Origin of the sequence: Rhizobium terrae (assembly GCF_003425685.1) — a bacterium.
GTDB lineage: Bacteria > Pseudomonadota > Alphaproteobacteria > Rhizobiales > Rhizobiaceae > Neorhizobium > Neorhizobium terrae.
Window position 1 is genome coordinate 240,896 of sequence record NZ_QJKM01000001.1, and the last position, 11,741, is coordinate 252,636.

General features: G+C 62.6%; 10 protein-coding genes. 5 read left to right on the forward strand and 5 right to left on the reverse strand.

Translation table 11 applies throughout. The features are described from left to right. Positions 1 to 14 precede the first annotated feature (14 nt). Complete coding sequence (locus DMO26_RS01025; RefSeq protein ID WP_117190157.1) at positions 15 to 764, forward strand: FadR/GntR family transcriptional regulator; 750 nt, start codon at positions 15 to 17, stop codon at positions 762 to 764. Beyond that, entirely contained in the window at positions 761 to 1,834 is a 1,074-nt protein-coding gene (locus DMO26_RS01030; protein WP_117190158.1) for a dienelactone hydrolase family protein, read from the forward strand. Before DMO26_RS01025 ends, DMO26_RS01030 begins: the two co-directional genes overlap by 4 nt. A gap of 720 nt (positions 1,835 to 2,554) precedes the next feature. On the opposite strand, the gene DMO26_RS01040 is transcribed toward DMO26_RS01030, so the two are convergent. The 3 genes from DMO26_RS01040 to DMO26_RS01050 all read right to left on the reverse strand — a co-directional run bounded on the left by DMO26_RS01040 (position 2,555) and on the right by DMO26_RS01050 (position 5,611). Beyond that, entirely contained in the window at positions 2,555 to 3,535 is a 981-nt protein-coding gene (locus DMO26_RS01040; RefSeq protein WP_117190160.1) for a substrate-binding domain-containing protein, read from the reverse strand. Positions 3,536 to 3,703: 168 nt separating this feature from the next. Further along, positions 3,704 to 4,789 carry a mandelate racemase/muconate lactonizing enzyme family protein gene (locus tag DMO26_RS01045; RefSeq protein WP_117190161.1) on the reverse strand — a complete coding sequence of 362 codons (1,086 nt, stop codon included), beginning with the start codon at positions 4,787 to 4,789 and terminating at the stop codon, positions 3,704 to 3,706. Between the two features lie 6 nt (positions 4,790 to 4,795). After that, positions 4,796 to 5,611: an NAD-dependent epimerase/dehydratase family protein gene (locus DMO26_RS01050; RefSeq protein ID WP_117190162.1), complete on the reverse strand. Its 816-nt coding sequence runs from the start codon at positions 5,609 to 5,611 to the stop codon at positions 4,796 to 4,798. A gap of 241 nt (positions 5,612 to 5,852) precedes the next feature. Here DMO26_RS01050 and DMO26_RS01055 point away from each other — a divergent pair, with 241 nt between their 5' ends. Further along, the gene (locus DMO26_RS01055; RefSeq protein ID WP_162894677.1) at positions 5,853 to 7,436 is read left to right on the forward strand and encodes an ABC transporter substrate-binding protein; all 1,584 of its coding nucleotides are present in this window, start codon (positions 5,853 to 5,855) and stop codon (positions 7,434 to 7,436) included. A 275-nt stretch (positions 7,437 to 7,711) separates the two neighbouring features. On the opposite strand, the gene kdgD is transcribed toward DMO26_RS01055, so the two are convergent. Together kdgD and DMO26_RS01065 are read right to left on the reverse strand one after the other, a co-directional pair. After that, positions 7,712 to 8,644, reverse strand: a complete 933-nt coding sequence (gene kdgD, locus DMO26_RS01060) for a 5-dehydro-4-deoxyglucarate dehydratase (protein ID WP_117190505.1) — start codon at positions 8,642 to 8,644, stop codon at positions 7,712 to 7,714. A gap of 94 nt (positions 8,645 to 8,738) precedes the next feature. Then, positions 8,739 to 9,476 (reverse strand): FadR/GntR family transcriptional regulator, encoded by a 738-nt coding sequence (locus DMO26_RS01065; RefSeq protein ID WP_226951144.1) that lies wholly within the window; start codon positions 9,474 to 9,476, stop codon positions 8,739 to 8,741. A 186-nt stretch (positions 9,477 to 9,662) separates the two neighbouring features. Between DMO26_RS01065 and DMO26_RS01070 the strand changes: the two genes are divergently transcribed. Both DMO26_RS01070 and DMO26_RS01075 read left to right on the forward strand, forming a co-directional pair. Then, positions 9,663 to 10,463, forward strand: coding sequence for an NAD-dependent epimerase/dehydratase family protein (locus DMO26_RS01070; RefSeq protein ID WP_117190165.1), 801 nt, complete (start codon positions 9,663 to 9,665; stop codon positions 10,461 to 10,463). Between the two features lie 51 nt (positions 10,464 to 10,514). Continuing rightward, on the forward strand, positions 10,515 to 11,711 hold the full coding sequence (locus DMO26_RS01075; protein WP_404947000.1) for a mandelate racemase family protein: 1,197 nt from the start codon (positions 10,515 to 10,517) through the stop codon (positions 11,709 to 11,711). Positions 11,712 to 11,741: the final 30 nt, after the last annotated feature.

An 11,741-nucleotide genomic window follows, 5' to 3' on the forward strand; every position in this document is an offset into this window, starting at 1 on the left:
AGGGAGGTGCCACGATGACAGTCGAAGCCGGAAAGCCCGCCTTGCCAGCCGCCACCTGGACCCGCAGGGAAACCCTGAGCTCCCAGGTGGTGCGTACCATCGCGGAGCGCATCAAGAGCGGCGATTATCCGCGCGGATCGAAATTGCCGACGGAAAAGGCGCTGATCGACGAACTGGGCGTCAGCCGCACCGTCATCCGCGAGGCGATCGCCAACCTGAGGGCGAGCGGCCTCGTTTCGATCCATCACGGGATCGGCGTCTTCGTGCGCCAGGATGCCGGCGTCACGCCGTTCCGGCTGGGCGACGAAAACCTGGCTCTCGTCGAAAATCTCGTGAAGGGGCTCGAATTGCGCATCGGCATCGAGTCCGAGGCGGCGTCGCTCGCCGCGGCGAGGCGTACCAAGGCCGATCTCAACGCCATGGCGGACGCCTGCAATGCGATGGATATTGCCGTGCGCAATGCAAGCCGCGACACCCAGGCGGATTTCGATTTCCACTGCGCGGTCGCGACCGCCAGCCACAACGAACATTTCTTCCGCATCTTCAACTATCTCGGCGAGACGCTGATGCCGCGCATGCGGCTTTCGACCCATGCGGTGGATGACGCGTCCCTGTCGGTGCATCTTGCGCGGGTCAACGAAGAACATCGCGCCATCCTGCGCGCCATCGAGGCGCAGGATGTCGAAGGCGCCCGCGCGGCGATGCGCAAGCATCTCGGCGACAGCCGCGACCGCATGCTGGAAAGGCTGCGGCGGGAGCAATGATCGATAGCGAGAACATGTCCGGCCTCGCCAGAAGGCTGCGCGACGACCGCTCGTTCCCCTGGAATTTCGACCCGGCGACGGAAAGTTTTTCGGTCTGGAGCGGCCGGACGAGAAGGGCCGTGAGGAAGGCCCTCGGCGTGGAAACGATTTCCCCAGCCACCGCCTCGGTCATTGGCGAATGGTCGGAACAAGGCTGCGTCGGGCAGGAGCTTGCGCTTGGCTTTTCCAACGGCGAGATCACCGGGGCCTATCTGCTGCGACCGGCCACCGATGTGGTGACGCCGGCCGCGCTGCTCCTGCACGACCACGGCTCGTTCTTTTCGATCGGCAAGGAAAAGATGATCCGGCGGCCCGGCGAGACGCCCGAAATCGCAGCCGATATCGACCACTGGACGGCAAAACTTTATGGCGGCCGGCCCGTGGGCAACGAACTCGTCCGGCGCGGGTATACGGTGCTGTGCGCCGACGCGCTCGGCTGGGGAAGCCGCAGGGGAAACGGCTACGAAGCCCAGCAGGCACTCGCGGCCAATCTCATGCAGTTCGGCGTGTCGTATGCGTCGGTCATCCTGCGGGAAGACCTCGAAGCGCTGGCGTGGCTTCGAGGATTGCCCGGCGTCGATGGGGATCGGACGGCGAGCTTCGGTTATTCCATGGGCGGTTCGCGCGCTTGGCAACTGGCGGCCCTTTCCGACGACGTGAAGGCCTGCGTCGCCGGCGGCTGGATGGGAACGCTGCAGGGCCTCATGCAGCCGGGCAACAACCAGCTTCGCGGCCAGTCCGCCTTTACCATGCTGCATCCGCCGATCGCCGGAAAACTGGACTACCCGCATTTCGCCGGGCTCGCCGCGCCGAAGCCGGCCCTGATCTTCAGCGGCGCGGAGGACCGGCATTTCCCTGAGCCGGCCGCCCTGGCGGCACATCGGCAGATCCATGGCATCTGGGCCGCGGCCGGGGCGGGTGAACAGGTCGAAACCCGGCTCTTCGAAGGCGCGGCCCATTCGTTCCCCGTCGACCAGCAGGACCATGCCATGGATTGGCTGGACCGGGTATATGATCCGGCTGCGATGTGAAGGCGGCATCCAGAAGCGATTCGGTATGGTCGGGGCAGCCGATTGTCGATGAACACCTCAGTATAATCGAGTGGCAGGCAAGGGGGACGGTTTAACCCCTCGCTTTAAAATTCAGGCCCGTGTCTTTTCAGTAAGCTGCTGATTTTCTTTCCTCTTCCCAAGCGGAAAGGTCGGCGGCGTGCGATATTTCATCCCCCGCTTTCCCGCTTCCCGGACCTGTGCCTACAATTGCCTCGTTTCCGTCGCCGGAGTGTTTCGCGAGACGTTCGCGGGCAGGCGGGGGCCGGCGCTTTCATCGGAACCGTAACGTGCGGGGAAGGTGGAAGAGGTGAAAGCCATGGAGCGCGTGTCCGCAAGGCAGGTGTTCCTGTCAAGCCTCCCCCTGGCCGCCGGGCCGGGTTCGGTTGAGCCGTGCAAGTGGTCTGAGAAGACTACGCAGCGAGGCGAGGTGATCACCTGTAGGGACCGGAAGTCCCGAGAAAACGCCGAAGGCCACGCGAATGCGGAGCCACACATATAAACTAAATGAGGTTCCGCATTCGTGTGGGCTCTCCGATCTTTGACAAAACCACGGCAGGAAACTGCGCGGGGTGAATGAGTGCGTTCAAGGAACCTTCCGTCACGCTCTGTTCGCCTGTCTTTGAATTCTCAGGACATCCTCAGGTCCAACCCGAGGACGAGCATGACGGAACAGGCTGGCTCGGCACGAGCGGATTGGGGTCAAATTGCCCGCACCGTGCCGCCGCGGCGGAGCATATAGGCAATGTCGAGATGGCGGGCGGGCACGGCGTTTTCCGCCATGTCGAGGAGCAGCGAGGCGGCTGCGGCGCCCATGCTGGCGTCCGGCATTTCGATCGTCGTCAGCGGTGGGTCCATCAGCCGGCCGATGGCGATCCCGTCGAAACCCGCGACCGAAATGTCGCGCGGCACGGACAGGCCTTCGCGCCTGAGCGCCCCGATCACGCCGAAAGCGAGAAGGTCGTTGGAAGCGATGATCGCGGTCGGCGAAAAGGAACTGATCGCGGCGCTGAGGTCAAGCTGATCGTATCCGCCGACGAAAGGGATCTGGACCGCTTCCAGTGTCGGCATTCCATGCGCGGCCATCGCCTCGCAATAACCTTCATGCCGAAGCCGGGCGCGATCGGATGCGGCAAAATTGCCGGAAACGAACAGGATGCGGCGATGGCCGAGCCTGATCAGCAGTTCCGTCAGTTCACGCCCGGCGCTGCGGTTATCGACAGTCACCGCTGCGGGAACCTGCGGCGTCGGCATGTTGTTGAGAAGCACGGTCGGCGGCAGTTCCGAATGCAGCACGCTGCTGGTGGCGGGATCGCAGAGGGTGAGGATCAGGCCGGTCGGATGGTCGTAGAGAAGGGCCGCCACCGCATCGGCTTCGCGCGCCGGATCGTAGTTCGATTGCGCGATCAGGACACCGTGCCCGGCCACGAGCATGCGATTCTGGATACTGGAAAGGGAGGACGCGAAGACGGGATTGGTGATGCTCGGGATGAGGACGCCGATGACCGGCCGCCGCCCCAACCTGCCGGCCGCGGAACCCGCCGGGCGGTAGCCGAGTTCGGCGGCGGCCCGGCGGACCTTGCGGATCATGCCGTCACTGACGCTGCCGTTGCGGTTGAGGGCCCGGCTCGCAGTGGCGAGCGAACATCCTGCCCGGAGTGCCACCTGTTCAAGTGTGGTCATGGAAGAGAAAATCCTTTCCGCTCGCGGGCCGCCGCGGCCCGATGCTGCAGATTTCCCCTCGCCATGTGAAAGATTTATGTCAGTGCGTGGCGGCCGGTTTCTGTTCGATGGACAATATCCTCGCACCGTCCCCGGATTCCCATCTCGTCGCACCGATATTCCGCTCTCTCACGTGTCCAGGAGATGGCGGTGAATGGCATTCCGATCCAGAGACATGCCCCAGCCGGGCGCATCCGGAATCCGGGCGATGCCTCCGGCGAGATGGATCTTTTCTTCGTAGAGCGGCGCGAACCATTCCATGTATTCGAGGGAATGCGCTGTCGGAACATGCGCCAGGAGCTGCAGGCTCATTTCCGGGAAGAGGTGCGACGAGATCGGCAGGTCGAAACTCGCGGCAAGCGCCCCGACGCGGGCAAATTCCGTGACGCCGCCGACCCGCTGCAAATCCGGCATCAGGATCGAGGCCGCGCCCGTCTCGATCATCCGACGGAAGCCATAGCGGGTATATTCGTTCTCGCCGGAGGCGATCGGCATCCGCAGGGCCTTCGCCACCCTGGCCGAATCCTCCAGCGCATGGCCCGGGACCGGCTCCTCGAACCAGGCGATGTCGAACGGCGCCAGCGCGTCGCCGAGCCTGATCGCCTCATCGACGCCGAGCACCTGGTTGGCATCGATCATCAGGCCGATCTCGTCGCCGATCGCCTCGCGGACGGCCTTGACGCGCGGCAGGTCGATTTCGACCCTGCCGGCAAGACGCAGCTTCATCGCCCTGAACCCTTGCGCGACGAAACCTTCCGCCTGCCGCACCAGCGAGGGGATGTCCTGGGTGAGCCACAGTCCGCCGCTCGCATAGGCCGGAATAGTGTCGCGGCAGCGTCCGAGCATCCGCGAGATCGAACACCCGGCGCGCTTGGCCTTCAGATCCCACATGGCGCCGTCGATCGCCGAAATGCCCATGATCGAGACGCCGGTGAAACCGATGAAGTTGATGCGCCGCCAGGCGTCGGCCCAGAATGCACCGGTATCGTCCGGATCGCGACCGATCACCGCATCGCGCAGCACATGCACCATGGCGTCGAGAAGCTTCAGTTGCTCCGGGCGGATGGTGAAGATCAGGTTCTCGCCCTGCAATCCTTCGTCGGTGACGAGATCGACCACGATGCAGGAGAACTTGCGGATGGTGGCCGTCGCATTGCCGAGCGGTTCGGCAAGCGGCAGGCTGACGGCTGTGGTGCGGAGGTCGGTGATTTTCATGACGCCTTACCGGTTCGCAGAACGGGGAGGTTCGGTATGGATCGGATCGTCGACGAAACCGCCGCCCTGCCATCTGGCCTGCGACGATGTCTTGTCGGGTATGCCGGGATCGCGCTCCAGTTCGGCGCGATAGATTTCGGCGCTATCCTTCGGCACCCATCCCAGATAGGCGGAGGCTGAATTGTCCCACCATTTCGGCTGGTTGTCGGAAACGCCCCAGATGGTCGGACATCCCAGATAAGGCGCCTTGAACACCCGTTCGGCAAGCGACGCCATGTCGTCGAAGCTCAGCCAGATCGACAGCATGCGCACCGTCGTCGGCTTCGGCCAACAGGCGCCGATCCGGACGATGGCCGTCTCCTGTCCAAACTTGTGGAAATACATCTGCGCCAGGCCTTCGCCGAAGCATTTCGAGACGCCGTAAAGACCGTCCGGCCTAGTCGGCTGGTCGACGCCGATGAACTGGTCCTGGCGGTAGAAGCCAACCGTGTGGTTGCTGCTGGCGAACAGGATGCGCGGCATGCCGTTATGCCGGGCCGCCTCATAGAGATTGTAGAGGCCGCGGATATTGGCATCGAGAATGCTCGCGAAGGTATTTTCGGACGGTATGCCGCCGAAATGGAGGATGCCGTCGCACCCCTCCACCATTTTCATGACGGCGTCGGTATCCGCAAGATCGCAGGTGAACGGTTCTTCCTTGGCCGCGACGTCCGCCAGCGGAGCGATGTCCGAGATACGGATGGTTTCGGCCAGATGGCCAAGCTTCTGGCGCATGGCCATGCCCATGTTGCCGGCCGCTCCGGTGATCAGAAGCCGCTTCATCCTCTCCTCCTCAAACTGCATGCCGTCATCAGCGAATACCAGTCAAGTTATAATATGACAAGACGTCTGAAATACGATGCTGCAGCGCGACTGAACCTGCTCGCTCTTTTATGCTGAGACAAATTCACGCGACACCGGGCGCATCTGTTGACGAAAGCCGCCATTTAGGTCTTCATACAAGAGTGCAACTCATGTGACGTCATACCCTGAGTGCCCGAATGGAGGAACCCCAATGAAATGGATGAGGCATGTGGTCTTCGCCACGGCTCTGTCGATGACTGCGCCGATCGTCGCGTTCGCGGATACGCCTGCGGACCAGTTGATCGTCGGCCTGAGCATGAACAATATCCTGACGCTCGACCCGGCTGCGATCTCGGGCCGCGAGGCGACAGCCGTCATCGCCAATCTTTATGACACGCTGGTGGAGCTTGCCGCAGACAAAAAGACCGTCAATCCGGGTCTTGCCAGCTCCTGGGCGATCGCTGACGACGGCTCGATCACCTTCACGCTGCGCGACGGTGCGAAGTTCAGCTCCGGCAATCCCGTCACGGCTGAAGATGTCGTGTGGTCGATCAAGCGCAATATCAGCCTCGGCCTCGTCGGCGCAGGCGTCTGGTCGTCCTTCGGCTACAAGGCCAACAATATCGACCAATTGCTGACGGCGAACGGCAACAAGATTACCCTGAAGCCTGCCCAGCCGACCGACCCGCAGCTCACCCTAGATATCTTCGGCAAGCCGGATGCGAGCGCGGTCATCGACATGAAGACCGTGATGAGCCACGAGACCAATGGCGACAAGGGCGCCGCCTGGCTGAAGATCAATGCCGCCGGTTCCGGCGCCTTCGGCCTGACGCGCTGGTCCTCCAACGAAATGCTCATCCTGACACGTTTCGACGATTACTGGGGCGAAAAGCCGAAGATGAAGCGGGTCATCTTCCGGCACATGCCGGAATCCCAGACCAAGCGCCTGATGCTCGAAAAGGGCGACGTCGACGTGGCGATCGGCCTTTCGGTTCCGGATATCGCTGCCCTCGGCAAGAACAAGGACGTCGAGGTCCAGAGCACGCCGAGCTCCGGCTTCTATTTCCTCGCCGTCAGCATGAAGGACGAGCGTTTCAAGAACCAGGACGTCCGCATGGCGATCCGTCATCTGGTCGACTATGACGGCATCAACAAGACGATCATGCCGAACTACGGCACCAAACGTCTTCGCCCGGTCGCCGAAGGCGTCATCGGCAGCCTGCCGGATCCGGATTACAAGGTCGATGTCGCCAAGGCCAAGGAACTGCTTGCCAAGGCGGGTTATCCGAACGGCTTCGCGGTGAAGCTCCTGACGCTCAACGAGCCTCCGTTTGCCGACGCCGCCACCGCGATCCAGGCGACGCTTGCCCAGGCCGGCATCAAGGCCGAGATCGTCCAGGGCGCCGGCGACCAGATCTACGGTCCGATGCGCGAGCGCAAGTTCGAGATGATCGTCGGCCGCGGCGGCGGCGGTCAGGAACCGCATCCGCATTCCAACCTGCGCGCCCTCGTCATCAACCCGAACAATGCCGACGACGCCAAGCTCAGCGGCATCATCGGCTGGCGTACCTCGTTCTTCGACCAGCAGCTGAACGACATGTCGGCCAAGGCTCTGGTGGAGCGCGATCAGGCCAAGCAGAAGGCGGCGTACGAAGACATCCAGAAGCGATACGAGGAACTGGTTCCGGCACTCCAGCCGATCTCCGCGGTTGTCGACAGCGTCGTCTACCGCGCCGACGTGAAAGGCTATGTGAACCACTACGGGTGGACGGTCCGCCTGCGCACCGTCTCCAAGCAGCGGTAGTCAACCAGCCAAAAGTCCCTCCCAGGACGGCGCCCGTGGCTTCGGCCGCGGGCGTTTTTGTTGCATCGATTGGATTGCCAAGCCTTTGCACTCGAGCCTGCGTTGCCGTGATCCTCGGGCTCGTCCCGAGGATCTAAGCCGGTTCGACACGATAGACGTGGATGGATGCTCGGGACAGGCCCGAGCATGACGGCGGAAAGATGCAGGCTCCAACGAAAGAGGCCGGCAGGACGAACCTGCCGGCTGCTCCAGGGAGAGGGTGGAGATAAGGACGCTTATTCAGCCGCCTGCGCCCCGGGAGCAATGTTGCGATAGGGCTCGCAGAGCGCATCGAGCATCCTGATCTCTTCGGCGGCCAGATCTGTCAGCGGCGCGCGGACCGGACCGGCATCGAATCCCATCAGCCGTACGCCGGCCTTGATGGCGGACACCGCATACCCCTTCTGACGGTTGCGGATATCCATGAACGGATAGAAGAAATCGATGAGGATCCGGTTGGTCGTCGCCGTGTCGCCGGCGCGGAGCGCCTTGTAGAACTGCTGCGCCAGCGCCGGAACGAAGTTGAAGACCGCCGAGGAATAGGTGGTGACGCCGGCGCCGAGATAGGCATCCGCAAAGAGTTCCGCCGTCGGCATGCCACCGAGATAGGTCAGCCGGTCGCCCATGACGGCGGTGATCTTGCGCACCAGGCCGATATCGCCCGACCCATCCTTGAAACCGACGAGATTGGGGCAGGCTTCGCAAAGGCGGGCCAGCGTCTCGGCCGACAGGATCGAATTGTCGCGGTTGTAGACCATGACGCCGATGCCGACCGACCGGCAGACCGCCCTGATATGCTGGTAGAGGCCTTCCTGGCTGGCGTCCATCAGGTAATGCGGCAGGAGAAGCAGGCCATCGGCGCCGGCCTTTTCCGCCGACTTGGCGATCGAGACGGCGATGCGCGTGCCGTAACCGCAGCCGGAGACGATCGGCGTCCTGCCGGCGGATGCTTTGGCGGCGGCGATGATTTCCGGAATCTCGGAGGGTTCCAGCGAAAAGAATTCGCCCGTGCCGCCGGCAGCGAAAAGAACCGAAGCATCGAACCCAGCCAGCCAGCCGACATGCTGCTCATAGGCCTTCCGATTGAAGAGGCCATCGGCGCCGAACGGGGTGACGGGGAACGACAAGAGGCCCGCGCCGAGCGCATGCTTCAGTTCGTTGGGATCCATGGACATGGCTTTTCCTTCCTGGTTGATTTTCGGAAGGCTAACAAGTCATATTATGACTGTCAATATTTGATATTATCTCCTGCTACCGCTCCTATCATGTCCGCCGGATCAGAGACCGATACCGCTGCTGGCTTCCTTTCAGATGCGCACGCATGGCCTCACGTGCAGCCGAATCGTTTCCTTCGGCGATCGCACTGGCGATTTCCGCGTGTTCGTTCTGGATCTGGGCCAGATATTCCGCCGGAGAAATCTCTACATCGCCTTCCTGCAGCAGCGAGCGCGGGATCATCTGCCGACCGATCGCCTCCAGAAGCTCACGGAACCGGGGATTGTTGGTCGAATCCGCGATGGCCAAGTGGAAGGCGCGGTCGCTCTCCACGGTCGGCTCGCCGGCGGCGATCTGCCGCTTGATCGTCTCGATACATTCGAAGATTAGCTCCTGCTGCGCCGGCGACGACCTGACCGCCGCAAGGCCAGCCGCTTCGATCTCGATCGCTGCGCGGACCTCGAGCATTTCGATGATCGAGGAAACGCGATTGACATCGACGCTGCGGAAGCCGCTCTGTGCTCCACTCTGAGGTGGAAGGACGAAAACGCCGACACCGTGGCGGACTTCCACCAGGTTATCCGCGCGCAGCGACGCGATCGCCTCGCGGACGACGGTTCGGCTGACCTGATACTGCTGGGTCAGGCCGCTCTCCGTCGGCAGCTTGTCACCGGGTTTCAGCTCGCCGTTCGCGATCGCATCCCGCATGCGGCGACCGACCGTCTCGACGAGATTGCGACCCCTTCGCGAAGCCTTTTCTCCAGTGATGTTATCTGCTCTCTTCAAGGCCTGTCCGCTCCACTCGCTTCGCCATTTCAGTCACTTAGAGGGGTAAAACCCCATCCGGTTGTCAAGCGCGGGACAAGAAATTTATTGACGTTGGGCGCCGAACCTATAGTATGAGATGACCTATGAGGTATGATGACATGGCAAACCAACGCCTATTCGCCGTTGGTTTGCCGCGAGGGAAGAATGCTCAAGAGACTGCTTTTAACCGGCGCCGCAGGCGGTGTCGGCCGGGCAATCCGCCCGATGCTGAGGGACATCGCCGAACACGTCGTGCTGTCGGACATCGGCGAGATCGACGACGTCGGCGCGTGCGAGACCTTCATCCGCTGCGATCTTGCGGACGCCGCCGGCGTGGCGAAACTTGTCGAGAATGTCGACGGCATCATCCATCTCGGCGGCATCTCGGTCGAAAAGAGGTTCGAACTCATCGTTGGGGGCAATATCGTCGGGCTCTACAATCTCTACGAGGCGGCGCGGCACAGCGGCAGGCCACGCATCGTCTTCGCCAGCTCCAATCACGTCGTCGGCTATTACCGGCGCGACGAGAGGCTAGACAACACCGTCGCACCGAAGCCGGATTCGCTCTATGGCGCTTCGAAGGTTTTCGGCGAAGCGGTCGCCAGTCTCTATTTCGATAAGTTCGGGCAGGAAACGCTGTCGGTCCGCAGCGGCTCCTGTTTCGAGAAGCCGGTCAACACGCGCATGCTGGCGACATGGCTCAGCGCCCGCGACTTCTTCTCGCTCTGTAAGCGGGCCTTTGTCGCCCCGAGGATCGCCCACACCGTCGTCTACGGCGCCTCGGCAAACGACGAACAGTGGTGGGACAACCGCAACGCCGGTTTCCTCGGCTGGAAGCCTGAGGACACATCGGCGAAATGGCGCATTGAAGTGGAAGCTGCGGCCGGAAGGGAGGATCCGACCGACCCGGCCGTCATCTACCAGGGCGGCGCCTTTGCCTCGGCCGGCCATCCGGACGACGCATAAACGCAATTCGCCGCCGGCCGGCGGTTCCGCCCGTGAAAACCGGGCTTTGACATGAAATGGCGGAAGCTCGCTCCTTCCGCTTCTGACAGGAGGAAGTTCGTGAAGATCGTAGATGTCAATGTGCGGGTATTCTCCCACACCACCCGCCGCCACCAGGACAGCGCCGGCCATGCTCATCCCGGCCCGCCGCACAAGGTCAACCTGGCACTCCTGACGATCATTGCCGACGATGGCACGGAAGGTTACTGTTTTGCGCCGCCGGAAGTCATCCGCCCGCATGTCATCGACAAGTTCGTCAAGAAGGTGCTGATCGGCGAGGACCCGTTTGCGCGCGAACGGCTGTGGCAGGACCTCGCCCACTGGCAGCGCGGCAGCGCCATGCAGCTGACCGACCGGGCGCTGGCGATCGTCGATTGCGCGCTCTGGGATCTCGCCGGCCGCAAGCTCAACATGCCGGTCCACAAGCTGATCGGCTCGTACCGTGAAAAGATCCCGGCCTATGGCTCGATCATGTGCGGCGACGAGCTGGAAAACGGCCTCGCAACGCCCGAGGATTACGGCCGGTTCGCGGAGAAACTGGTCGCGCGCGGCTACAAGGGTATCAAGCTGCACACCTGGATGCCGCCGGTCTCCTGGGCGCCCGACGTGAAAATGGACATCAAGGCCTGCGCCGCGGTGCGTGAAGCCGTCGGTCCGGATATCCACCTGATGATCGACGCCTTCCACTGGTATAGCCGCACGGAAGCGCTGGAGCTCGGCAAAGGCCTCGAAAAGCTCGGCTTCGACTGGATCGAGGAGCCGATGGACGAGGACAGTTCGGCCTCTTACGCCTGGCTGGCGGAAAACCTCGACATTCCCGTCCTCGGACCCGAAAGCGCCGGCGGCAAGCATTTCAGCCGCGCCGAATGGATCACCTCCAAGGCCTGCGACATCCTGCGCACCGGCGTCCACGACGTCGGCGGCATCAGCCCGGCCATGAAATGCATGCATCTTGCCGAATCCTTCGGCATGAACTGCGAAATTCACGGCAACGGCGCGCCGAACCTGATCGTTGCGGCCTGCACCAAGAATGCCAAGTGGTACGAGCGCGGCCTGCTGCACCCCTTCCTCGAATATGACGACGGCTTCGAATACCTGAACGCCCTCGTCGACCCGATGGACTCGGACGGTTTCGTGCACATCTCGGACAAGCCGGGGCTGGGCGAAGACATCAACTTCGACTTCATCAACGCCAATCTCGTCGGCTGAATGATAGGGGAGGGTGTGCCCTTATCGGAA